The 23733-nt window shown below is 65.9% G+C and carries 22 protein-coding genes; 3 read left to right on the forward strand and 19 right to left on the reverse strand.

The features are described from left to right. Positions 1-60: 60 nt before the first annotated feature. A complete protein-coding gene (locus F8S13_06315; GenBank protein ID KAB8144483.1) occupies positions 61-471 on the reverse strand; it encodes a GNAT family acetyltransferase in 411 nt (136 codons plus the stop codon). Positions 472-483: 12 nt separating this feature from the next. Further along, on the reverse strand, positions 484-879 hold the full coding sequence (locus tag F8S13_06320) for an ADP-ribosylation/crystallin J1 (GenBank protein KAB8144484.1): 396 nt from the start codon (positions 877-879) through the stop codon (positions 484-486). Between F8S13_06320 and F8S13_06325 the strand changes: the two genes are divergently transcribed. Further along, on the forward strand, positions 878-1417 hold the full coding sequence (locus tag F8S13_06325) for an META domain-containing protein (protein KAB8144485.1): 540 nt from the start codon (positions 878-880) through the stop codon (positions 1415-1417). The genes F8S13_06320 and F8S13_06325 overlap by 2 nt on opposite strands. A gap of 90 nt (positions 1418-1507) precedes the next feature. On the opposite strand, the gene F8S13_06330 is transcribed toward F8S13_06325, so the two are convergent. Continuing rightward, complete coding sequence (locus F8S13_06330; GenBank protein KAB8144486.1) at positions 1508-3457, reverse strand: PAS domain S-box protein; 1950 nt, start codon at positions 3455-3457, stop codon at positions 1508-1510. Positions 3458-4269: 812 nt separating this feature from the next. Between F8S13_06330 and F8S13_06335 the strand changes: the two genes are divergently transcribed. Next, positions 4270-5094: a siderophore-interacting protein gene (locus tag F8S13_06335; protein KAB8144487.1), complete on the forward strand. Its 825-nt coding sequence runs from the start codon at positions 4270-4272 to the stop codon at positions 5092-5094. An 83-nt stretch (positions 5095-5177) separates the two neighbouring features. On the opposite strand, the gene F8S13_06340 is transcribed toward F8S13_06335, so the two are convergent. Beyond that, positions 5178-5498 carry a hypothetical protein gene (locus F8S13_06340; GenBank protein ID KAB8144488.1) on the reverse strand — a complete coding sequence of 107 codons (321 nt, stop codon included), beginning with the start codon at positions 5496-5498 and terminating at the stop codon, positions 5178-5180. Positions 5499-5767: 269 nt separating this feature from the next. On the opposite strand from F8S13_06340, the gene F8S13_06345 reads away from it, so the two are divergent. Next, on the forward strand, positions 5768-6748 hold the full coding sequence (locus tag F8S13_06345; GenBank protein KAB8144489.1) for a hypothetical protein: 981 nt from the start codon (positions 5768-5770) through the stop codon (positions 6746-6748). A 572-nt stretch (positions 6749-7320) separates the two neighbouring features. On the opposite strand, the gene F8S13_06350 is transcribed toward F8S13_06345, so the two are convergent. The 15 genes from F8S13_06350 to F8S13_06420 form a co-directional block, all read right to left on the reverse strand. Further along, positions 7321-8061, reverse strand: coding sequence for a DUF2071 domain-containing protein (locus F8S13_06350; protein ID KAB8144490.1), 741 nt, complete (start codon positions 8059-8061; stop codon positions 7321-7323). A gap of 9 nt (positions 8062-8070) precedes the next feature. Next, positions 8071-8499: a cobalamin B12-binding domain-containing protein gene (locus F8S13_06355; GenBank protein ID KAB8144491.1), complete on the reverse strand. Its 429-nt coding sequence runs from the start codon at positions 8497-8499 to the stop codon at positions 8071-8073. Positions 8500-8868: 369 nt separating this feature from the next. Beyond that, the gene (gene mce / locus F8S13_06360; protein ID KAB8144492.1) at positions 8869-9270 is read right to left on the reverse strand and encodes a methylmalonyl-CoA epimerase; all 402 of its coding nucleotides are present in this window, start codon (positions 9268-9270) and stop codon (positions 8869-8871) included. 30 nt (positions 9271-9300) lie between these two features. Further along, positions 9301-10872, reverse strand: a complete 1572-nt coding sequence (locus F8S13_06365; protein ID KAB8144493.1) for a methylmalonyl-CoA mutase — start codon at positions 10870-10872, stop codon at positions 9301-9303. Positions 10873-10883: 11 nt separating this feature from the next. Next, on the reverse strand, positions 10884-11873 hold the full coding sequence (locus tag F8S13_06370; protein KAB8144680.1) for a bifunctional oligoribonuclease/PAP phosphatase NrnA: 990 nt from the start codon (positions 11871-11873) through the stop codon (positions 10884-10886). A gap of 80 nt (positions 11874-11953) precedes the next feature. Further along, the gene (locus F8S13_06375) at positions 11954-12241 is read right to left on the reverse strand and encodes a hypothetical protein (GenBank protein KAB8144494.1); all 288 of its coding nucleotides are present in this window, start codon (positions 12239-12241) and stop codon (positions 11954-11956) included. A gap of 30 nt (positions 12242-12271) precedes the next feature. Further along, positions 12272-13483 carry a hypothetical protein gene (locus F8S13_06380; protein KAB8144495.1) on the reverse strand — a complete coding sequence of 404 codons (1212 nt, stop codon included), beginning with the start codon at positions 13481-13483 and terminating at the stop codon, positions 12272-12274. A gap of 209 nt (positions 13484-13692) precedes the next feature. Beyond that, positions 13693-15369 (reverse strand): bifunctional sulfate adenylyltransferase/adenylylsulfate kinase, encoded by a 1677-nt coding sequence (locus F8S13_06385; GenBank protein ID KAB8144681.1) that lies wholly within the window; start codon positions 15367-15369, stop codon positions 13693-13695. Between the two features lie 139 nt (positions 15370-15508). Then, positions 15509-16687 (reverse strand): glycosyltransferase family 1 protein, encoded by a 1179-nt coding sequence (locus tag F8S13_06390; GenBank protein KAB8144496.1) that lies wholly within the window; start codon positions 16685-16687, stop codon positions 15509-15511. A gap of 9 nt (positions 16688-16696) precedes the next feature. Beyond that, positions 16697-17914: an MFS transporter gene (locus F8S13_06395; protein ID KAB8144682.1), complete on the reverse strand. Its 1218-nt coding sequence runs from the start codon at positions 17912-17914 to the stop codon at positions 16697-16699. 53 nt (positions 17915-17967) lie between these two features. Beyond that, positions 17968-19104 (reverse strand): sulfotransferase, encoded by a 1137-nt coding sequence (locus F8S13_06400; protein KAB8144497.1) that lies wholly within the window; start codon positions 19102-19104, stop codon positions 17968-17970. A gap of 15 nt (positions 19105-19119) precedes the next feature. Next, positions 19120-20307, reverse strand: coding sequence for a sulfotransferase (locus F8S13_06405; protein KAB8144498.1), 1188 nt, complete (start codon positions 20305-20307; stop codon positions 19120-19122). Beyond that, complete coding sequence (locus F8S13_06410) at positions 20288-21454, reverse strand: sulfotransferase (protein KAB8144499.1); 1167 nt, start codon at positions 21452-21454, stop codon at positions 20288-20290. Before F8S13_06410 ends, F8S13_06405 begins: the two co-directional genes overlap by 20 nt. Then, positions 21426-22586 carry a sulfotransferase gene (locus F8S13_06415; protein ID KAB8144500.1) on the reverse strand — a complete coding sequence of 387 codons (1161 nt, stop codon included), beginning with the start codon at positions 22584-22586 and terminating at the stop codon, positions 21426-21428. Before F8S13_06415 ends, F8S13_06410 begins: the two co-directional genes overlap by 29 nt. Beyond that, positions 22573-23730, reverse strand: coding sequence for a sulfotransferase (locus tag F8S13_06420; protein KAB8144501.1), 1158 nt, complete (start codon positions 23728-23730; stop codon positions 22573-22575). Before F8S13_06420 ends, F8S13_06415 begins: the two co-directional genes overlap by 14 nt. Between the last annotated feature and the right edge of the window lie 3 nt (positions 23731-23733).

Genomic DNA, 23733 nt, shown 5'->3' on the forward strand with positions numbered 1-23733 from the left:
GGGCGTGCAGAACGCACCCTGGCCCTTTTGTGCGCTGAGACACGGCGCACTATCGCGCCGCTAGAGCCATTTCTCCATGAAGATCAGCTCGTCGCGCTGGTAGTCGAGCCGCTCGTAGAACTGCTGGACGCGGGCGTTGTGCATCTCGATCAGCAAATTAACCTTGACGCAGCCCACGGCGCGCAGCCGCTGCTCAAGCTGGGCCAGCAGCGCCGCGCCCAGGCCCTGGCTCTGGCGCTGGGGGTCGATAGCCAGGTGGTTGATCCAGCCGCGCCGCCCGTCGTAGCTGCCCATCACCGCGCCAATGATCGCACCATCGTCGGCCACGCACACCACAAACAGGTCGGCGTCGCGCTCCTGCTTGTGCAGGATGCCCTCGGGCGCATCCGAGACGCCCAGGCTGATCCCCACCGCTCGCCACAGGGCCATCACTGCATCGTAGTCGGACATCTGGAAGGTGCGAAACTGCATTGCTGTCCTCTTCTAGAGATCTATCGGCATATTCGTCGTCGCGTCGATCTGGCCCGCGAAGGCCGCGCCATAGAAGGCCGCAGCCACCGCGATCGGCCCAACGATGTGGGCGTTAAACTCGGCCAGCTCCTCGGCAGGCACCCACAGCTCCTGATGGGCAAGGCCGCCAACCAGCTGCACCGGGAAGCGCTGCGCGTACGGCTCGGCCAGCTCAAAGCGCATCACGAAACCAGCGAAGCCCGAGGCGCGGTCTTTGGTGTTCCAGTCGCGGGCGATCTGCCCGGCATAGTCGGCGTTGAGCACCGGGTAGAAGATCGGCTGCTCGGGCAGGCGAGGCGGGAAGGCGCGGTAGCCGCTGGCCGCGATCAGGGCCAGCTCGCGCAGGCCCACCGGGCGAAAAAGCTGCATGGTCAATATCCCCTCGTTGCGGAAATGCGGCCATGGTGCCATAGACTTGGACCGTGGTCAAAAGGGAACCAGGGGTGGGCCGCGCTCGTCTGTACAAGACACAGCGTCACCCAAAAGGAGGTCTAACCATATGCGAATCGCCCTTGCCTGTTTGCTGCTCGCCGGCCTGCTGCTCGCCAGCTGCGGCGGTAGAAGCCCGCTGGATGGCACCACATGGACGCTCGCCAGCATCGGCGGCACAGCGCCGGTGGCCGGGTCGAACGTTGGGATCGCGTTTAAAGATGGGAATGTCGGCGGCAGCGGTGGGTGTAACCAGTATGGGGGGACATATCAGACCAGCGGCGAGAAGATTCAGTTTGGCGAGATCGTATCGACGCTGATGGCCTGCGCCGACAACAGCCTGAACGATCAAGAGCAGCGCTTTCTGAAGCTGCTGCAGCAGAGCGCCAGCTACCAGCAGGCATCGGGCACGCTGACCCTGCGCGACGGCGCGGGCGGCACGCTGCTGGTGTTCCAGCAGGGCGCGGCGCAGCCATAGCCCCGATCAGCGCATACAGACAACAAGCCCCCGCCCAGCATCAGCCAGGCGGGGGCTTGCCTCTCCATCAGCAGGCGGCGCACAGCCGCATTAGGCCAGCCGCCGCGCCCGCGTGCGCCGCAGCTGCGAGACCATGGCCACGCCGATCTGGAGCGAGCTATAGGTGGTGATCGCGCTCAAATCGATGCCCAGGCCCACCAGGGTCTGCGCCACCTCGGGGCGGATGCCGGTGAGCACCACCTGCGCCCCCAGCAGCTCCACACCCTCGGCGGCCACAATCAGGCTCTTGGCCACCTGGGTGTCCACCACCGGCACGCCGGTTATGTCGAGAATAGCCACCCTGGTATGGTTGTGCTCGACCCCCTCCAGCAGCGACTGGATGATCTGCTGGGCGCGCTGCGAGTCAATCGTGCCGATCAGCGGCATCACCAGCACATCGTCGCTGATCGGGATGAGCGGGGTCGACAGCTCGGCCAGCGCCAGCTTCTGCCCCGCGATGATCTGCTCCTGCATCTGGGCGCGCTCAAGCTCGGTGCGCTTGCGCTCGCTCAGGTCGGTGAGCAGGGCCACAAACAGCCGCTTCTCATCCAGCATCATCTCGCCCACCGCCAGCTCCAGCGCCAGCGGCGAGCCATCCATGTGCTGCCCCACCACCTCGCGCGCGGGGCCGACGTGGCGGTACTCCTGGGCGTAGGGCACCGGCAGCAGATCGGCGACCGGCCTGCCGATCACATCCACTACATTGTAGCCGAACAGGGTGGCGATCGCGGGGTTGGCCGACTGGATGTAGCCGTGGTGGTTTACGGTTAGGATACCCGCATAGGTATTGTCCACGATCGCCTGGCGCTCGGCGCTGGCAGTGGCCAGGGCGTGCATCAGGTCGTTGAATGAGCTGATCACCTGGCTGAACTCATCGCGGCTCTCGTAGAGCACCACCTCGCTAGTCGAGCCCTCAAGCATGCGGCGCGCCGCCGCGCCCAGCGCGCCAACCGTATCCATCACCGAGAAGTAGAAGCCGACCCACAGGTAGGTTACGGCCAGCAGCATCAGCGCGCTCAGGCCGACCAGCATGGCGTACTGCCCCCCAAGCTCGGCCAGCCGCGCCTCTAGCAGGCCATCCAGCACCTCCGACGAGCTTTCCCAGAGCGCCAGATTGGCCTCCAGCGCCTGCTTGGCCTGGGCGTTGTAGCTGGCCGAGTCAATCGGGATCTGCGCGGCGTAGATCAGATCTTGATTGGTGGCCGTCACAAAGCCATCGGTCAGCTCGACAAACTTCTGGTAGTCGCCCGACAGCGCGATCTTAATCGGGGGATTGCGGGCAAACACCGCATCCATGCCATGCTTGGTCGAATCGATGCTCAGCCGCACCTGGCCGCTGAGCATGGTGAACTGCGACTTATCGGTGTCCGAGACGCTCTGCTGCTCGATAAGGCGCTGGCCAAACGCCGCAACCTGCGACACCTCCTCGTGGATGCCGGGCAGATAGCGCAGCACATTCTCGATCATGTAGGTGCTATCGAGGTCGGGGTCGATGATCAGATTCGAGCTATCGCCAACTTTCGCGATCAGATCCTGGATGTCGCCGACAAAGCTGGCGTGGATATCGTCGCTCTGCTTACCGAGCATGTCGAAGGTACGCGGGCGCAGTGCATCCCAGCTGGAGGAGAGCACCGCAAGATCGGTGGTGGTGCCAAGCGCCTCGCCATGGCGCGCGTCAAGATCTTGCAGCGTGCGAAAATCTTGCTGGATCATCTGCTGGTTATTCACCAGATCGTTTTTCACCGCACTCTGACCGCTGGCAAACATCGCGGCCAGGCGCTGCTCCAGCAGCGCGTGCTCCAGCAGCAGGTTCAGCGAGCGTAGGTAGGAAAGGCCCGCCTGCTCCTTCTTGGTAAAGGCGATATCGTGGTGAAGGCGGATGATCGAACTGCCGAGGGCGAAGGCGAGCGGTATGGCAAACAGGATACTGATCAGAGCAAACTTCTGCGGGTAGCGCAGACGGCTGAGCAAGAGCACGGCTGGGTTGAAAAATGTTTTCATGGGTTGACGATCTTGATGTAGGAGCGAAAGCCGTATGCCATGCGATCTAATGCGTGCCCGGTGGCGGCAGGTCAGGGCCACCATGGGGGCGCTCAGCGCTATGGCGCTGGAACAAAATCGGGCACAGTCTCACGGGCGTGCCCACCGCCTTGTAGCGCGATAGCATCACATCCCAGAGCGACTGCGCCACAGGTGATCGATCTGGCGCTGGCTCATTCTTGGCCAGCGCCACATACCGCAGCACCACCCGGATCCAACCCGATCTATCGCATCGGCGGAGAGGCAGGGCTGCTTCACCACGGTGGCCCTATTATAGGGCATAGTGACGCAAGCCTAGACAGCCCGGGCAGATCGACCAGGGGGCACGGCAGCCCGGCAAAAGGCCGAAGGCCGACGGGCGACCGCATACAAGCCCTACTTGGTGCCGCGTGGCACTCGAACGACCAGCAGCAGACCAGCTGCTCGCCAGGCCATATAGTATTAACAATAGTAGGAAGAAAGGCCCCCCAACATCGGAGAGGTGCACCGGCCTCGGGTGCGTCGCTGCGCGGAGTACGAGTGGGGCTATGGTAGCGGACAAGCGATGCGGTGTCAAGCAATAGCGCGTCAGGGCCTTTGCGCTCGTGCACGGCGGACAAGGCTTTCCACCAAGGCTCCAAGACAGTACGGGGCAATAGCACAGTCTCCCAAGGCTGCACCCTGCAGGATCCACGGTGCGAAGCGCTTGGTGCCGTGCGCACAGGGCTTCTATCCCCTTCCAATTAAATAGTATTTTCATTGACAAATAGTCTATATTAGCATAATCTAACACTATGACAATACCAACACAAACCCCAGCCACCCGCCCTGGGCCACGGCTGCTCACGGTGCGGCGCTCACAGCACATCACGCCCCACATGCAGCGCGTCACCCTGGGCGGCGAGGCCCTGGCAGGCTTCCCCACGGGCCGCGAGGGCGCAAACATCAAGATCTTCCTGCCCCAGCCTGGGCAGGCCGCGCCCACCCTGCCCAGCTTCGGCCAGGGCGGCATCACATGGCCCGCCGACGCACCCCGCGCCATCGTGCGCACCTACACCCTGCGCAGCTACCGCGCCGACGCAGGCGAGATCGACATCGACTTTGTGCTGCACGATCACGCTGGCCCCGCCTCGGCATGGGCGGCCAGCGCCAAGCCCGGCGACACACTGGGCGTGGGCGGCCCCGGCGCAGGCGGCCCGGTGCTGCCGCCCGCCGAGTGGCACCTGCTGGTCGGCGATCTCTCGGCGCTGCCCGCCATCGGCGCGCTGCTGGAGAACATGCCCGCCACCGCGCGCGGCCACGCCCTGGTCGAGCTAGCCTCGCCCGAGGACCGGCAGCAGCTGGCCGTGCCGCCCGGCGTGACGCTCGCATGGCTCGACCAGCCCACACCAGGCCAGCCCAGCCCGCTGGTGGCGGCGGTGCGCGCCCTGGCCTGGCCCACCGCAGCGCAGACCTTCACCTGGCTGGCAGGCGAGAACAGCGCGGTCATCCAGATCCGCGACGAGCTGCGCCAAGCACACGGGCTGGACCGCAGCCAGCTGCGCGCCGTGCCCTACTGGAAGCGCGGCACCGCCGAGGAGGCCTACCACGACGAGCGCCACACCGTGATGGATGGCTAGGCGCTGGCGGCGTAAACATGGCACAGCAAGGCCCCAAGCTTGATAGCTTGGGGCCTTGCTATAGGCAACGATGATGAAGAAAGCTAGGCCAAGAGCATGCCTCTAGCCCGCGCGAGCCGATTGACGAAGAGGAAGCGATCGGGGGTGTGGGACTGCCGCGAGAAGCGCTCGTAGATCGCGGCCTCCTTCACATAGGCGTGCTCGTCGTGGTAGAGCGCACCCAGCAGGTCGTAGGGCCAGGCGGCCACCCCGCTGCGCGTGGCGATATTCTCCTGCTCGGCGGTGCTGACCAGCCGCAGCAGCAGACGCTCAAGTACATCGAACTTCCCCTCGCCCACCAGCATGCGAATATTGTCCGTATAATCGCTATAGTGCCTGCCACGGTAGAAGCCGGGTTTCTCCATACGTGCTCCTCAAGCTTGATCTGCGTCCTGACCGCGATGTGGGAAATAGTACGCTACAGATACCGATTAAGAACGGGCTTTCGATGCGGTTTGGGAGATTTCGAGAGATTGCTGATATTGTTGCGCAACTACGCCTAGAAACGACAACCCCTTAACTTTCCCCACCGCCGCGCGACCGTATACTGAGCCTATGCCGCACCACAGCGGGATGGCGGCGCTGCGACACGCGCCCCGAGGCATGTTCCGCGCCTGGGAAGAAGGAGACCACCATGGATAAACACGACCTGCTGCTGGCCACGATCGCCCACAAGCCCACCCCGCGCACGCCGGTGGCGCTCTGGCGGCACTGGCCGGTGGAGGATCAGTCGGCAGATCTGCTGGCCAAGGCCACCATCGACTTCCAGCGCCGGTTCGACTTCGACCTGATCAAGGTGACGCCCTCGCAGACGTTTGTGGGCGAGGATCTGGGGCTGCGCGGCCACTACGACGGCAACCCCGAGGGCGACCTGGTGCAGGGCGAGCGGCCCATCCGCACCATCGAGCAGTGGGAGGCGATCGCGCCGCAGCCTGTGACCACCGGCGCGCTGGCCCGGCAGATCCGCTGCCTGGAGCTGATCGCCGCCGAGGCGGGCGACACGCCCTTCCTGCAGACGATCTTCAACCCGCTGACGGTGGCCAACTGCCTGGCCGGCCCCAACGCGGCGATCTGGCGGCGGCGCTACCCCGACGCGTTCAAGCGCGGCTTCGACGCGATCATCGAGACCTGGGGCGGCTTTGTGGCGGCGGTGATGAAGACCGGCGCGGCGGGCATCTTCTTCTCCACCGCCGACGCCAGCTACCGCACCATGTCCGAGGAGGAGTACCGCCGCTGGGGCCGCACCTCGGATCTGGCGGTGGCCGAGCCGAGCAAGGCGGGCTGGCTGAACCTGCTGCATGTGCACGGCGAGGAGCTGATGCTGGATGTGGTGGCCGACTACCCCTTCCAGATCGTGAACTGGGACGACAAGCGGTCTGGCCCCACGCTGGCCGAGGGCGCGAAGATCTTCGCGGGCAAGGCGGTGGCGGGCGGCCTGGCCCAGTGGAGCACGCTGCTGGATGGCTCGCCCGCGCAGGTGGCGCAGCAGGCCCGCGAGGGCATCGCGCAGATGGGCGGGCGCGGCTACGTGCTGGCGGCAGGCTGTGTGACGCCCATCCCCGTGGCCGAGGCCAACATCCGCGCGGCTATCGCGGTGGCGCGCGGCGCGGCGTAGGCGCTGTAAGCTATTTATCCTAAAAGTGGTTCTGCGTCAGCCCGACCGTAGGCAATGCTTGCAGCGTTGCCCGGTCGGGCTGACCGACTGCGGCCCCGATGAGGGTAGTGGTCTCACATGGTCTCACTTTTGATGCTGTTTCTGCGTCGGGTCGTCCGTAGGCAATACTTGCAGCGTTGCCCGGACGACCCGACGCCAAGGTACCATTCACGATAGCGGTTCCTCTTGTATGCTGGGTGAATGCCCTGCGCGGGCGGCGTCAGGGACTCCGCGCCCCTGAACCCCCGCCAGGGGAGTGGCCCCTGGACGCCAATTTGAGACATTCCTATGCCGAATGATGGCGGCTGGTGTTCATGCATATGACCATCAACACCTGAGCGGCACCTTCGCCGCATGGGCCGGGTGGGTAAAGTGGAGTAGCGATCATCGTTCGCAGGCAACATAAAAGCAGTGCTCATGTTCAGCATGACCCGCATGCAACCATGTACAGTGCATAGCTTAGCAAGTCTGGCCCATCTCCCGCATCCCAGTACCCTCCCCACAAAAGTGGCTCCTGCTGAGGTCTGCGCAGCTCACCGCAGCCGCTCGGGTGCCCAGCCCACCACATCAAGGCGGCGCACGAAGTGCAGCAGCGGCGGCTGGGGCGGCAGCGTCACGCCGATCTGGTCGGCCATGCGGTTGAGCGCAAGCTCGGCGGTGGCGGGCTGCAGCGGCCATGGCTCGTGGTGGATCTCGCCGCGCCAGAGGTGGCCGCGCCGGTCGGCGGCATAGAGGCAGTAGCGCTCGGTGAGCCAGTGCTCCAGGCTGCCCGGCGTAGAGCGGTAGACTGGGCCTGCTGGGCGGTAGTGGGCGTGCAGCTCGGCGGGAGCCGCGCCGGGGTGCGCGCGCCTGCTGCGGTAGAGGATGGTGCCGCCCAGGTCGTCGCAGGCCATGCGGGCGTGGAAGTAGGGCAGGTGGAACACGGCCCTGGCGCCCTCCACCGCCAGCGGGCTGGCCGCATCCAGGCTGAAGAACCACACCCCCGGCTTGCCGCCCGCCGTCACATAGGTGCGCACGTTCAGCTCGGGGAAGGCCGACACACCAGGGACGGCGGGGCCATAGCGCGGGCGCGTCCCGCGCATCTGGAAGGGCACCACGCCCAGCCAGGCCTCGCCGCCGTAGGTCTCTAGCTCTAGCCCGGGCGGCAGCAGGGCGCGCAGCGACGCGGCGGGCACGGGCCAGTGGGCGAACAGCAGGCTATGCCACTGCATAGCCAGCACCCAGGGGGTGGCAGGCGCGGGCCAGGGGCGGTGGGCGGTATCGCCTAGGGGCATAGGCACTCCCTAGGCTGTGGCGGGCAGCTCCAAATCTTTTGCACTGCGCACGTGCTCCTCGATGTAGCGCACGATCTCGCTCATGGGCGAGCCGGGCGTGAAGACCTCGGCGATGCCGTGCTGCTCCTTGAGGAGCTGGGCATCCGCAGGCGGAATGATGCCGCCAGCAATCACCAGGATGTCCTCGGCGCGCTCCTGGGCCAGCAGCCGCGTGACGTGCGGCAGCAGCGTGAGGTGCGCGCCGGAGAGGATGGAGAGGCCGATCACGTCGACATCCTCCTGAATGGCGGCCTCAACGATCATGCTCGGCGTCTGCTGAAGTCCGGTGTAGATAACCTCCATCCCGGCGTCGCGCAAGGCGCGGGCGATGATCTTGGCTCCTCGGTCGTGGCCGTCTAGCCCTGGCTTGGCGACAAGAACGCGAATTGTGTGCGGCACTGGCGTCCTCCTCAGTATAGTGCAATCTGCTGGGGTTTGGCTACCGGGGATGTGCGGTGGCGGGACGGTGGATTCGTTTACCACCAAGACTCCAAGGAACAAAAGGGAATGATCAACCACGAAGATGCGCAGGCGCGAAGCGTACAAAAGCGAACGATGAGAACAGGAGGGCAGAAGGCATTAGCCTGACGGTGTGGTGGTGGGATCGACCTTCGTCGAGCGCTCACCTGCCTTCATCATGCGGAGATTGGCCTTCGTCGAGCGCTCACCTGCCTTCGTCATTGGGAATAGGGAATAGAGACCACGAATTCCCTGCGCTCTATTCCCTCACGCCCTTCGTGCCTTCGCGTCTTCGTGGTTAATCGGCCCCTACACGTGCTGGACCAGCTCGACAAGCATGCCCATGGCGGCCTTGGGGTGCACGAAGGCCACCAGGGTGCTGTGGATGCCGGGGCGCGGCTCCTGATCGATCAGCTGCACCCCCTCGGCGCGCAGCTGGTCGAGGGCGGCGCGGATGTCATCCACGCGGTAGGCAATGTGGTGGAAGCCCTGGCCGCGCTCGCGCAGGAACTTGGCGAAGCTGGCCTCCTCGGATGTGGGCGTGATCATCTCGATCAGCACATCGCCCACCTCGGCCACCGCCACGCGCATGTGGCGCTCGGGCAGCTCCAGCACCTCCCACTCCTTCACGCCGAAGGCCCGCTGGTAGAAGGCCACCCCGGCCTCCAGATCCTGCACCACGATGCCGATATGATCAACGTCGGTGAACATAGCCTATCTCTTTCTTTCACTTGCCGCGCCCTAGAGGCGCACCTCGGGCCGGTACTCGCCCCAGATCGTGCGCAGCACGCCGCAGACCTCGCCCACCGTCGCGTAGCACTTCAGCGCCTCGCGCATGGGGTAGAGCACATTGTCGCTGCCGCGCGCCGCCTGGTCAAGCTCGGCCAGGGCCTTCTGCACGGCGGCGTTGTCGCGGCCAGCGCGCAGCCGCGCCAGGGATGTGGCCTGCTCGTGCGCCACCTCGTTGTTGGGCGTGAAGATCGGCGGCGTCACCTCCTCGGCGCTGGTGAAGCGGTTCATGCCCACTACCACCTGCTCGACCGACTCGACGCGCTGCTGGTAGGCGTAGGCCGCATCGGCGATCTGCTCCTGCATCCAGCCCTGCTCGATCACGCTGACCGCGCCGCCCATGTCGTCGATCTGGGCGATCAGGGCGCTGGCCTCGGCCATCAGGGCGGCGGTGAGCGACTCGACAGCGTACGACCCGGCGAAGGGGTCGGCGGTCTCGGCTACCCCGCTCTCGTGGGCAATGATCTGCTGGGTGCGCAGCGCCAGGGTGGCGCTCTCGGTGGTGGGCAGGCCCAGGGCCTCGTCGAAGCTATTGGTGTGCAGCGACTGCGTGCCGCCCAGCACCGCCGACAGCGCCTGAAGCGTGGTGCGCACCACATTGTTCAGCGGCTGCTGGGCCGTCAGGCTCGACCCCGCCGTCTGGGTGTGGAAGCGCAGCATCTGCGACTGCGGCTTCTTGGCCCCGAAGCGCTCCTTCATGATCGTGGCCCAGAGCTGGCGGGCGGCGCGGAACTTGGCCACCTCGTGCAGAAAGCCGTTGTGGGCGTTGAAGAAGAACGACAGGCGCGGCGCGAACTCATCCACATCCAGCCCGGCGCGGATGGCGGCCTCGACATAGGCGATGCCGTCGGCCAGCGTGAAGGCGATCTCCTGCGCCGCCGTGCTGCCCGCCTCGCGGATGTGGTAGCCCGAGATCGAGATAGTGTTCCAGCGCGGGATGTGGGCCTGGCAGTACGAGAAAGTGTCGGTGATCAGGCGCATGGATGGGCGCGGCGGGAAGATGTATGTGCCGCGCGCCACATACTCCTTCAGAATGTCGTTCTGGATGGTGCCGCCCAGCTTGTCGGATGAGACGCCCTGCTGCTCGGCCACCAGATCGTAGAGCATGAGCAGCACCGAGGCCGGGGCGTTGATCGTCATCGAGGTGGTGACTTTATCCAGCGGGATACCGTCGAAGAGGATCTTCATGTCCTCCAGGCTGTCGATCGCCACGCCGACCTTGCCGATCTCGCCCTCGGCGCGCGGGTCATCCGAGTCGAGGCCCAGCTGGGTGGGCAGGTCGAAGGCCACCGAGAGGCCGGTCTGGCCCTGGGTCAGCAGGTAGCGGTAGCGCTGGTTGCTCTCGCGGGCCGAGGCGAACCCGGCGTACTGGCGCATGGTCCACAGGCGGCCCTTGTACATCGTGGGGTAGATGCCGCGCGTGAAGGGGTACTGGCCGGGATCGGCGTGGGCCACCGCGACATCCTCGGCGCGGTAGACGGGCTTCACCTCGATGGCCTGCTCGGCGGTCTGCTGCTCGCTCATTGCGTACCTCCTTAGAGCGCGACCGAGAGAATGACCCGCTGGCCGTGCTCGGCCACCAGATCACGGAGGGCGGGCAGCACCTCCTCGGCGGCCTGGGCGGGCGGCATTGGCAGCACGGCCCCGGCGGCCTGGGCGTGTCCGCCGCCCTTCCAGCGCTTGGCCAGCGTGGCCACGTTGATCGGCGGCTGCGAGCGCAGGCTGATCTTGGTGGCGCCGGTGGGCAGCTCTTTGAACATCACCAGGGCGGGCAGGCCCTCGATGCGCTGCATCTCAAGCACCAGCTCATCCACCGCGCCATCCTCCGCGCCGCTGCCGTGCAGCATGGCCTGAGTCACGGTGGCCCACGCGATCACGCCATCGGTCTGAAGGTTGGCAAGGGCCATGCCGATCAGCACGGCGGTGCTCAGCGGGCGGGCGTAGAACATCTCCTTCACCGCGCTGGCCTGGTCGGCCCCCAGCGCCAGCAGCTCGGCCCCGATCCGCATGGTCTCGGGCGTGGTCGAGTCGGTCTGGAAGCACTGGGTGTCGGTCAGCACGCCGAACATCAGGCAGGTGGCCAGCTCGGGCGTCACATCCACGCCCATGGCCTGGAACAGGCGCAGCAGGATCTCGCAGGCCGAGGCGGCCTCGGGCTGCACCAGGCTCACCTCGCCCATGCCGGTGTTGGTCTCGTGGTGGTCCACCACCAGCACCGGCAGGTCGCGCAGGGCCAGCTCGTGCTCGGCGAACACATCGCCGGTACGGGCAAAGCTGGCGGTGTCGGTCATAATGATCAGGTCGGCATCGGGCAGGCTCTGGCCGGGGGTGTAGACCTGGATGGCGGGCACGCCGGGCAGCCAGGCGGCCATCTTCGGCAGCACCGAGGAGGCCAGCGGCGTGGCGCGCTTGCCCATGGCCGTGAGGGCGTGCCACATGCTCAGCATCGAGCCAATGGCGTCGCCATCTGGGTTGACGTGGGTGAGCAGCAGGATGTGCTGGGCCTCGCTGATGCGCTGGAGCATCAGCGGGGCCGCCTGGGCTGGCTCGCGAACCAAGATGGGGGCGAGAGAGGTCATTGCGACAGCTCCTTTTCTGAGCGGGTCTAGTCGGTGTAGAACGAGTGCGGGTTGGCCAGCACCGAGGTCTGGCGGCTGCCGTCATCCAGACCTGGGCGCTGCGGCCTGCGCGCGTGGAGGATGCCGGGGGCGTGGCGGGCAAGCCAGTCGAAGAGATACCGCCCCGCGTCGCCATCGAGCGTGCAGGCGCGCGGCTGGGCGTGCTCGGCATCGCTGAAGTGCAGCGCCAGGCGCGTCACCTCGGGGTTCCAGTGGACAAACGTCACCAGATCAAGGTTGATCAGCAGCTCGTCGATCTGAATAAACTTGGCCATCTCCTTCTCTCCTTCCGCGTGCCGCCGAGCCTAGCGAATAAACATCAGGCCCAGCGGGATAACCATGATCACGCCGACAAACGCCGCCAGTGAGAGCTTGCTGGCCGCGATCTTCTCCTGCAGCCACAGGATGCCGTTTTTGAACGGGCCGTAGCAGGTGAGCAGCACCACCAGCGAGACCAGCGTGACGCTCACCATCTCGATCAGCACGATCATGAAGGCGGCGGGGCCGCCCACGCTCAGCGCGGCGATCAGCGTGTCGATAAAGGTGGTGATGTTCGCGCCCATGATGTAGGGCACGGCGTGCTCGCGGCGCACAAAGCCCTTGGCGTGCAGCGGCACCAGGATGGAGAGCGAGACCGAGACCGACATAGTGATGGATGTGACCAGCGCGCCCAGCGCGAACATGGCCAGCGGGTGGGCCAGGTAGCGCTGCAGGTTGGCGAAGGCACCTGTGTCGGATGTCATCTCGGGCAGCACGCTGTCGAGCAGCTTGAAGGCCATGAGCATAGTGCCCACGCCCACGATGAAGATCAGCCAGCCCGGCATCTGCAGCATGTCTAGCCGATCCATGATCGGGCCGTAGATGATCTTGATGAAGGATGGCACCTCGGCGATATCACCCGGCTGCCACACGCCCAGCAGGTTGGTCTGCATCATGCCCAGACCCACGGCCAGGGCGGGCAGGTAGATCGCCGCCGTGGTGAGCAGCGAGAGGATGCCGATCGAGACGCTCTTGCCGCGCTCGTGGCCGCGCAGGCTGTAGATGAAGCCGATGCCCAGCACCACGAACGACGCGCCCAGCCGCGACCCGGTGATCATCAGCAGGGTCTGCATGCTGTTGATGCTGTGCGAGGCGAACAGCGTCACGGCGATCGCCGCCACCGGCGAGCCGCTGAGGAAGGTGTAGGCCAGCAGCCAGCCGAACCCGAGCGCGCTGGTGTTGCTGGTGATCAGCATGGTCTGGATCTGGCTGCTGTAGAGCCCCGCGCCCTCGCGCAGGAACTGCAGCGCCAGGATGAAGAAGAACAGGCCAGCCAGCGCCATCAGCGCCTTCAGCAGACCTTTGAGCACAAGGCTGTACCAGGTGGGCGCGCTGGATGGAAGTGAGATGCCTGATTGAGCCTGCTGGACGATCCCGAGTCTTTCCGCCTTTGGAGTTACCGGTGTTTCCTGAGACATGGTCATTCCTTTCCATGTTGTGTGCGGTATGCTAGCATCCTTGCCCAGTAGGCCGCACATTACCCACAATTCACCATATGGGTCAGGCACATCGCCCTTCCCCCCATTCCTCTTCCTTCGGATTTCCACTCCCGAAGCCCCACATGTAGGTAATGCTTGTACCGAATCGGCGGGGAAGAGGTTGCAACACGCTCTCCCCCGCTGCGCCAAGGTGCTACAGGCGGTGTCGCTCGACCCACGTCCTTGTCTGTCGAGGCATCCTTGCAGCGCTAGGCGGTCTTCTCCGCCAGCAGCACCAGGCCCTGCTTGGCAAGGTAATCCAGGATCTTGTGCGCGTTCTCCGCCGGCGTGCTGCCTGCGGCGTCCAGCGTGATCTCGGGGTTCAGCGGTGCCTCGTAGGGGTCGTCGATGCCGGTGAAGTCCTTGATCTCGCCGCGCCGCGCCTTGGCGTACATGCCCTTCACATCGCGCTGCTCGCACACCTCCAGCGGCGTGTCCACGAACACCTCGATGAAGCGATCGGGGCCGACCATCGCGCGCACCGCGTCGCGGGTGGAGCGGTAGGGGCTGACGGCGGCGCACATCGCGATCCCGCCGTGGTGCACGATCTCCGAGGCCACGTAGCCGATGCGCAGGATGTTCACGTCGCGGTCGGCCTTGCTGAAGCCCAGCCCCTTGGAGAGGTGGGTGCGCACCACGTCGCCATCCAGCATGGTGATCTGCCGCCCGCACTCCCAGAGCAGCATGGTCAGGATCTCGGCGGTGGTGGATTTACCCGCGCCGCTGAGGCCCGTGAACCAGATGCACGCGCCCTGGCGATGGCGCGGTGGGTATGTATCCGCCAGAATCTGTGCCACGGCTGGGCGGGTGAACCAGCCCGGCAGCAGCACGCCCTTGTTCAGGTAGTCCTCGCGCACCTGGGTGCCCGAGATCGAGGCGGTCTTCGCGCCCGCCGGGAGCTTGGTGTTCTCCTCGTAGCGGTCCTCGTCGGGCAGGTAGACCATCTCGTTGAAGGTCAGCACGCCCACGCCCAGCTCCTCGGCGTGCTGCTGCACCAGGGTCTGCGCGTCGTAGGGGCCGTAGAAGGGCTTGCCGGTGGAGTCCTTGCCGGGGCCGGCGTGGTCGCGCCCGACGATGAAGTAGTTCGCGCCGTGGTTGCGGCGGATGATCGCGTGCCAGAGCGCCTCGCGCGGGCCGGCCATGCGCATGGCCAGCGGCAGCAGCGACAGCAGGATGGAGCCAGGCTCGTAGTAGTTGTTGGCCAGGGCCTTGTAGGCGCGCACGCGGGTGTAGTGGTCCACATCGCCCGGCTTGGTCATGCCCACCGAGGGGTGCAGCAGCAGCACGCCATCCACGGCGGCGGCGGCGCGCTTGGTCAGCTCCTCGTGGGCGCGGTGCAGGGGGTTGCGAGTCTGGAAGGCCACCACGTTGGGGTTGCCGTAGCCCTGGAGGCGCTCGCGGGTCTGCGCCGGGGTTAGGCGGATGTCCTCGAAGTCGTAGTGCAGCGGCAGCTCGCCCACCTGCAGCGGGCCAGAGATGAAGAGCGAGCCCCAGCTACGCATCTCGGCGACCAGGGGGTGGGCTGTGTCGGTCGAGCCAAACACTTTCTGCGCCGCCTCCTCGCGGTCCCACGAGTATACCTCATCAATGGTCATCACGGCTAGTAGGTTATTTTTCGCATTGCGCAGGGCGATGCTCTTGCCCACCTCGATGTCCGGCCCCGGCTCGACCGGCAGCGTGATCGGGATGGGGAAGATGTAGCCGTTGCTCAGCCGCATGTCGTCCAGCACGTGCTGGTAGTCCTCTTTGCCCATGAAGCGGTCGAGCGGCGAGAACGCGCCGGTGGCCAGCAGCTCCAGGTCGCACAGCGCCCGCTCGGAGAGCTGGATGGAGGGCAGCGTGCTGGCGTAGGCCTTCCAGGCCTCCAGCTGGTCGGCGGGCACCATCAGGTCGACCAGCTGGCCGCCGTAGGGCGGGATGAGCTGGACATCGGCAACAGCGGTCGTCGTGGACTCGGTGTAGGTGTCAATACGCTCGGTGGTGGTCACGGGTTTCTCCTTCCAAAATGAAACGCGGTAATGATTGCTAGGCAGCCGCCAGGCTGCGCTGGGCCAGCGCCCCCTGGGCGGCGATATCTCGGTAGAAGGTCGAGAGCGCCTCGACGCTGCGGGCGATCGAGAACGTGCTGTCGGCCACCGCCCGCCAGGCGGCGGCGTGCTCGGCGGCGCGCGGGTGCTGGCTGGCCATGGCCAGCGCGGCCTGCGCCCACTGGGCGGGCGGCGTGCGCAGCGACATATAGCGCACCAGCTGGGGCACCACCGTCGACTCGGCAGTGATCCGGTCGCTGGCCAGGCAGGGAAGGCCCACCGCCTGGGCCTCCAGCAGCGTGATGGGCAGGCCCTCGTACGCGCTGGGGAACAGGAAACAGTCCATGGCCTGCATCAGGCGCGGCACATCCGGGCGCACGCCGGTGAACACGCAGCGCTGCGCGAGGCCACGCTGCCTCAGAGCCTGCTCAATCTTCGGGCGGAGCGGGCCGTCGCCCACCAGCAGGAAGCGGGCGTCCGCATCCTGCTCGGCGATCCGGCTGGCCACCTCCACCCAAAAGGCGTGGTTCTTCTGCGGGTCGAAGCGACCCACATGGCCGAACACACGGGCCTGCGGCGGTATGCCCAGCTCGGCCCGCACGGCGGCGCTGTCGACAGGCTGCTGGAACGCGCCCCACTCCACACCGATGTGGAGCACCTGGCTGAGCTGCCGCCACTCGCGCCCGAACAGCGCGGCGCACGCCGCCTGCGAGCAGCCCAGCCCGTGGGTCATATAGCGGCGCACCCAGCGCGTGGAGATGCTGCTGAGCAGCGCGCCCTGCGCCGCCCAGGCCACACCGGCGGGCGCGTTGTGCGAGTGCGCCACCCGCAGCGGCACACCCGCCCGCGCCGCCGCCCGCAGCGGCACGCCCAGGATCAGGAAGCCATGCGCGTGCACGATGTCGAACGGGCCGCCCTCGCGGATGATCCGCTCGGTGGCGCGGATGTAGCCGGGAGGGTTGGGCAGCGGCAGCTGCAGATGCAGCACCCGCGCACCCAGCGCGCGCATCTCATCCTCGTAGTCGTGCGGGTCGCTGGTGCGGGCCTGGTGCACCAGAAAGGTGAACTGGAAGCGCTCGCGGTCGATGTGGCGCAGCACGTGCATCAGCCACGATTTCACCCCGCCGCCACGCCCGATGCCGGGGACCGCGTGTAAGATCTGGATCGGCTTGGACATACGGCCTCCCTACTTCAGCTCGCGAACCTGCGGCACGAACAGGTACGTGCCCAACGCCACCGCCAGCAGAATGCCGCTGTTCAGCATCAGCACCACAGGATCGCCAAACTGCTCGCCCACCAGGCCGATCCACAGCGCGCCCAGCGGCGCGAAGCCCAGCGAGATCAGCACATAGGCGCTCATCACCCGCCCGCGCAGATCCTCGGGCACGTGCAGCTGCACCAGCGTGTTGGTCAGGTTCTGCACCCACATGGCCATCATGCCCGTGCCCACCAGCAGCAGCAGCGCCAGCGGCAGCCAGCCCACAAATGTAAAGATCAGCAGCAGGATGGGGAAGGCAAAAGTTGCGATCGAGAGCAGCTGGCCCTTCTGGCCCGAGCGGCTGACAAAGGCTAAAAACACCACGCCCACCAGCGCCCCCAGGCTGCGCGCCGACAGCATCAGGCCATTGGTCGAGACATCGCCGTGCAGCTCGCGCACCGCCCAGGCTGGGAAGATCACAATGATCGACATGCCCAGCATCCCGTGGGCGGCGGTGAGCATGTTCAGCGCGCGCACCGCTGGCTCGTGGGCGATGTAGCTTAGGCCCTCTTTCAGCTCATCCCAGGTGGACGAGCGCTTCTGCGGCGCGGGCTGCGGCGTGATCTTCATCAGCATCAGCGCCGCCACCATCACCACAAACGAGAGTCCGTTCAGCGCAAAGCACCAGCCCGGCCCGACCCACACGTACACCAGGCCTGCGATCGCCGGGCCGATCATGGTCATCAGGTTGTTCAGGGTGGCGTTCAGCGCGATGGCGTTGGCGATGTCCTTCTCGCCCACGATCTCGGGGATGAAGGCCTGGCGCGCCGGGCCGTTGAACGCGATGGTGACGCCCTGCGCGAAGGCCAGCGCGATCACGTGCCAGGGCTGGATGAGCCCGGTAAACACCAGCGCGGCGAGGATAAACACCAGCGCCATGCGGATGCTCTGCGTCACCGCCAGGATGTTCCGGCGCGAGAGCCTGTCGGCCAGCACGCCGCCGTAGAGCGTGAACAGCCAGATCGGGATGCCGGCCGCAAAACCCACCATGCCCAGCCCAGCCGACGACTGGGTCAGCTCGAACATCAGGTAGCCCTGCGCCGTGGTCTGGATGCCGTTGCCGATGAACGAGATCAGCTGCCCGAAGAACCACAGTCGGTAGTTCGGGTGCTCGAAGGCGGCCAGCGCGTGCTTGAAGCGCCGCATCGGCGAGCCTTTTTTGGGCGACTGCATCTCTTGGGCGAGCGCCTTATCCATGGTTATTGTTCCTTCATCGTCAGGCTTTGGCCGTAGCCCCACGCCTCAAAGCAGCGCGCCCAGGCGCTCAGGATGGTGCTGCGCAGCGGTGTGGGCAGCGGGCGGTGGGCGTTCTTGCGATACTCGCCCAGCGACGCGACATAGCCCTCCAGCGCGGGCTGCATCTGCGCGAAGTCGGGCAGGCCCAGGCCCGCATAGATCTTGGCCACCTCGCCCACCGGGTCGATCTCCAGATCTTCGAAGCGCACCTCGCAAAATTGCCCGGGCGGGATGAGGTCGCGCTCGGCGAAATAGGCATCGTACATCATGCGGTAGCGCGTGATGATCCAGCTGTCCAGATCTTCGGGGCGGGCCTGCTGCAGCGTGTTGGTCAGGAAGCTGACCTCGATCTGGCGTTTGGATGAGCGGAAGACGTCGAACGGGTCGCGGTAGATATGGATGAACCGCGCGTCGGGGAACAGATCCAGCAGGATCTTGATCCGGCAGGTGTGCGGCGGCGACTTCAGCAGCAGCGTGCGGTCGTACTTCCACGTCACCTTCTGGAAGAAGCGCAGCAGCGAGCCTTTCCAGCGCGACAGCTCCTCGGGCGTGGCCTCGGCGAAGGTAAGATATTTGTCGTACTGCTTGGCGTCGCGCGGGAACACCCAGCTGAGGAAGGGCGAGCAGAGCGTGCCGCAGGTGGCAAACTCATCCTCGAACGGCGCGTCCACGCTCAGGTCCACGCTGTCCATCATGCGGTCCTTGGGCGACACGTGCTTGACGATCCCCGCAAAGCGCTCGGTGGTCAGGAAGGTGTGCGGATTCAGCACCTGCCACAGGTTGGGCGAGGCAAACTGCTCGTCCACCACCATCAGATTGTGCAGGAAGGTGGTGCCGCTGCGCCAGTGGCCCAGGATGAAGATCGGGGCCTCCACCGTGGTCTGGGCGATCTGCCGCCCGTAGCGCAGCGCCTCGTAGCGCGCGAACAGCGAGGTGAGCACGCCGCCCAGCAGCATCAGGCCCATGCGCGGGATGTAGGCCAGGTCGACCGCGAAGTGGTGCCGCCGCAGCAGCCGCAGTACCTCGCCCAGGCGCAGCCCATACAGCGTGGTAAACAGCCAGTTCACCAGAGACAGGCGCATTTTCTCGCTTAGGTGCATCGGCTTCCTACCTTATCATCGTGTGGGGGCGCTGGGGTGGGCGCCGTGGGCGATGGCCATGGTCATGGGCTCGGGCATGCCCTCGTAGGGGTAGCCCCAGGCCTCGAAGCTACGCCGCCAGGCCCGCCCCAGCCGCGTGCGCAGCGCCACCGGCAGCGCCGCGTAGCTGTTGTTCTGGTAGTCGCGGCTGGCCTCCACGGCCTGCTGCAGCTTGGGCAGCAGCTTGTCGAAGCCGCCCAGGCCCAGCGACTGGTAGATCTGCCCGATCTGGCCCACCGGGTCTTGGCGCACATCCTCGAACCGCACCTCGCACAGCCGCCCCGGCGGGATCAGGTCGCGCTCCTCGAAGTAGGCCTCGTACATCTCGGCGTAGCGCTCGATCAGCCAGTTCTCCATATCGAACGGCTCGGGCCGCTGCAGCTGCGTCACCTGGGCGATCACCTGGGCCTCGCGCCTGCTGGACTGGTACACGGCGTAGGGATCGCGCGCGATATGGATGAACCGCGCGTCGGGGAACAGCTCCAGCAGCAGCTTGATCCGGCAGGTGTGCGGCGGCGATTTGAGCAGCAGCGGGCGGTTGTACTTCCAGGTCAGCTTCTGGTAGAACCGCAGCAGCGCGGCCTGCCAGCGCCGCGTGTCCTCGCGGCTGGCCTGGCGGAAGGTCATGTAGCGGTCGTAGTGGGCCGCGCTGCGCGGGAAGGCCCAGCGCAAAAACTGCGAGCACAGGCTGCCGGTGGTGGCGAACTGATCTTCCAGCGGCGAGCTGGCGCTGTAGCCCACGTTGTCGGTGATCCGCGTCTTGGGCAGCAGCCCCTGGGCCAGCGCGGCGTAGCGCTCGGTGGTCAGGAAGATGTGCGGGTTGAGCGCCTGCCACAGGCTGGCGTAGGCAAACTGCTCATCCAGCGCCATCATGTTGTGCAGGTAGGTGGTGCCGCTGCGCCAGTGGCCCAGGATGAACACTGGCGGCTGCACCTTCACCCCGGCCAGCTTGGCGTCGTAGCCGCGCCGCTCCGCCGCCGCGATAGCCGAGGTGACAAGGCTCAGGCCTGTGACCATCAGGGCGCGCGGGATATAGGGCAGGTCGACCGCCATGCGCTCGTTGCGCAGCAGCCGCGCCCACTCGCCAAACCGCATGCCGTAGATCGGCGTGAACAGCCAGCGGATGAGGAACAGCCGCGCTTTCTCAGGCAGTTGCAACCGCATACTCCTGCTCCTGTTCACACGGGTAGCCCCACTCCTCGAAGGTGTTGCGCCAGGCGTTCGAAAGCCGCTGGCGCAGCTCCAGTGGCAGCTCGCTGTAGCTGTTCTTGCGGTAGCCCTTCAGCGTGGCCACGTACTGCTCCAGCGCGGGCCGCGCCACCTCAAAGTCGGGCAGGTCGAGCGCCTGGTAGATGCCCTTCACCTGGGCCAGCGGATCCTGCTCCAGATCCTCAAAGGCCATCTCGTAGAGATTGCCGGGCGGGATGAGCGAGCGCTGCTCGAAGTAGGAGCCAAACAGATCCTGGTAGCGCTTGATGATGATCGAGTCCACATCCCACGGCTCGGGCCGCTGGAGGCGCATGGTGGGCGCGGCGGCGGCCACCAGCTTGCGCGAGGACTTGAACACGCTGTAGGGGTTGCGGTAGATGTGCACAAAGCGCGCGTCGGGGAACATCTCAAGCAGCAGCTTGATCCGGCCCATGTGCTGGGGCGACTTGATCAGCAGCGTCTTGCCCCGATTGCGCACCATCAGCTTCTGGTAGAAGCGCTTGAGCGAGTGCTTCCAGCGCTCCACGTCCTCCTGCGGCGAATCACGGAAGGTCAGGTACTGCTCGTAGTAGTCGCCGCTGCGCGGGAACACCAGCCGCAGCGCGGGCGAGCTCATGCTGCCCACCACAGCGATGCGGTCCTCGATCGGGTTGTTCACATTCAGCCGCACATTGTCCATCTTGCGAGTCTCGGGCAGGGCGCGCTTCACCAGGGCGTTCATGAACTCGGTGCTGAGGAAGGTGTGCGGGTTAAAGGCCTGCCACAGCGTGGGGAAGGCGAAGCGCTTGTCGATCGCCATCAGGTTGTACAGGAACGTGGTGCCGCTGCGCATGTGGCCCAGGATGAACACCGGGCGCTCGATTTTGGCGTTGGCGATCCGGTTCTTGTAGGCCCAGTCCTCGTAGGTGCCGATGGCGCTATTGAACAGGCTGAAGCCGGTGATCAGCGCGGCGCGCGGGATGTAGGGGGCATCCACCGAGAAATGGTGCTTGCCGAGCATGGTAAGCCACTCGCCCATGGTCAGCCCGCAGAGCTGGGTGACGACGTTGTTCATCAGGTACTCGCGGCCTTTCTTAGGCAGGGACGCTTGCGATGACTTCATAGGGTTGCTCCTCTTCCTGCGGGTATCCCCAGCGTTCAAAGTTGGTGTGCCAGGCCTGCGCGATCCGGGCGCGCAGCGCTTCGGGTAGGTCCTCGTGGGTGTTCTTCTGATAGTCGGCCAGCGAGGCCACGTAGGCCCGCAGCTGTGGCTCGACCTGGGCGAAGTCGGGCAGGCTCAGCGCTTGGTAGATGCGGCGCATCTCGCCTAGCGGATCCTGCTCTAGGTCTTCGTAGCGCAGCTCGTAGAGCTGGCCCTCGGGGATGAGCGATTTTTCCTCGAAGTAGGCCTGGAACAGCGCCTGGTAGCGCTGGATGATCCAGCCATCCAGGTCTTGCTCCGCCGCATCCTGAAGCCGCGTGCTCGGCTCGACCTTCGACAGCTTGCGCTTGGTCGACTGGAACACACTGTAGGGGTTGCGGCAGATGTGGATGAAGCGTGCGTCGGGGAACATCTCAAGCAGCAGCTTGATCCGCCCGGTGTGGCTGGGCAGCTTGATCAGAATGGGCCGCCCGCTGTTCTTCCACGAGAGCTTCTGGTAGAAACGCAGCAGCGCGTGCTTCCAGCGCGCCAGCTCGGCGGGGGCCACGCCGCGAAAGGTGAGGTACTGGTCGTACTGCGCGCCCTGGCGGGGGAACGCGCCGCGCAGCGCGGGCGAGCACAGCGTGCCCATGGTGGCGCTCTCGCTCTCGGCGGGGGTGGTGCTGCCAAACTGCACACCATCCGAGCGCCGCGTCTTGGGCTGCTTGCGGCGTCCCAGCCGCGCTAGGCCCTCGGTGAGCAGGAAGGTGTGCGGGTTGAACGACTGCCAGATTGTCGGGTAGCAGAACCGCTCGTCGATCACCAGCATGCGGTAGAGCATGGTGGTGCCGCTGCGCCAGTGGCCCAGGATGAAGATCGGCTGGCGCACGGGGGCCTTGGCGTAGCGCGCGCCGTAGATCGCCCGCTCGGCTGCGCCGATGATCGAGTTGGCCACGCTCAGGATGGAGATCAGCGCGGCCCGTGGCCAGTAGGCCGCATCCACCGCAAAGCGGTGCCGCACCAGCAGCCGCAGCCACTCGCTCGCCGTCAGGCCCCCCAGCCGCGTCACCACGCGCTCGCTTAGGAAGGCGCGGATCTTCTTACGCATGCGCATAGCGTCGCTCCTCCTCGGTGTCGTAGCCCCAGGTCTCGAAGTTGCGCCGCCACTCGCTCACCACCACCTCGCGCACGGCGGGGTCGATCTCGGCATGCTTGTTCTTGCGGTAGCCGCGCTGGGCGTCGAAGTACTGCTGCAGCGCGCCCTCGGCCTCGGCAAAGTCGGGCAGGCCCAGCGACTGGTAGATGTCGCGCACCACGGCCATGGGATCACGCTCCAGGTCTTCGTAGCGCAGCTCGTAGAGGTGGCCCTCGGGGATGAGCGATTTCTCCTCGAAGTAGGCGTCGAACATGCTCTTGTAGTTGTCCAAGATCTGGCGGTCGATGTCCTGCTTCGGCTCGTGCTGGAGCCTGCGCCCCGGTGCCCCGAAAGCCCAGTAGCTCTGGGTCGACTTGAACACGCTGTAGGGGTTGCGGTAGATGTGGATGAAGCGCGCATCCGGGAACATCTCAAGCAGCAGCTTGATCCGGCCCGTGTGCATGGGCGATTTGAGGATAAGCTGGCGCTGCTGGTAGCGCCACGTCAGCTTCTTGTAAAACACCACCAGCGAGCGCTTCCAGGCGGCCACGGCGGCGGGCCGCACGCCCCGGAAGGTCAGGTAAGGGTCATACACGCTGGCCTCGCGCGGGAAGGTGTAGCGCAGCAAGTACGAGTGCAGGCTGTTCACCGTCACCGCCTCATCCTCGAAGGGTGCGTCCACGCCGGGGCGCACGTTGTCCACCAGGCGCGTGCGTGGGAAGAACACCTGCAGGCAGCGCCGCGCGAACGACTCGGTGGTGAGGAAGGTGTGCGGGTTCAGCGCCTGCCAGGTGGTGGGGTAGGCCAGGCGGCGGTCGTTCACCAAGATGCGGTGCAGCATGGTGGTGCCGCTGCGGTAGTGCCCCAGCACAAAGATCGGCGCGCGCACCACCGTCTTGCGATAGCTGGCCCCGTAGCGCAGGCGCTCGTAGGTGCCCACCAGGGTGTTCAGCAAGCTGATCACGGTGATCAGCGCGGCCCGTGGCCAGAACGCCAGATCGACGGCGAAGCGGTGTTTGGCCAGCAGCCCCGCCCACTCGCGCAGCGTCAGCCCGCACAGCGTAGTGAAGAACCAGTGGAACAAGAAGATTCGCAGCTTGTCAGCTCGGGCTACCTTCATCATATA

It is taken from the genome of Chloroflexia bacterium SDU3-3 (genome assembly GCA_009268125.1).
Lineage (GTDB): Bacteria > Chloroflexota > Chloroflexia > Chloroflexales > Roseiflexaceae > SDU3-3.